This is a genomic window from Blastococcus sp. KM273128, from assembly GCF_021698975.1.
In the GTDB taxonomy this organism is placed as follows: Bacteria; Actinomycetota; Actinomycetes; order Mycobacteriales; family Geodermatophilaceae; genus Blastococcus.
In genome coordinates this window covers 1-308 of the sequence record NZ_SSXA01000212.1, presented here as the reverse complement: position 1 = coordinate 308, position 308 = coordinate 1, and the positions used below count along the sequence as shown (strand labels likewise).

General features: G+C 78.2%; 1 protein-coding gene. It reads left to right on the top strand.

Annotated elements, in window-relative coordinates:
• Positions 1–308: HNH endonuclease (locus E9529_RS21625; RefSeq protein WP_236833305.1), on the top strand; the 308-nt coding region annotated here is incomplete at both ends.

Here is a 308-nt window from a genome sequence, read left to right as displayed (position 1 = left end):
CGCCGGGCCCGGCGCGGCCACCCTCGGCTTCGGCGCCACCATCTCCGCCGCCCGAGCCCGCTGGCTGGCCTGCGACGGCGGCATCACCCGCATCGTGCTCGGCCCCGAGGGCCAGCCGCTGGACGTGGGCCGCACCCACCGGGTGGTACCCCGCCACCTGCGCCGGGCGGTGGAGGCCCGCGACGGCGGCTGCGTCTTCGCCGGCTGCCACGCCCCCGCCCACTGGTGCGACGTGCACCACCTGGTGCACTGGGCCGACGGCGGGGAGACCTCGCTGGAGAACTCAGGGCTGCTGTGCGAGCGGCACC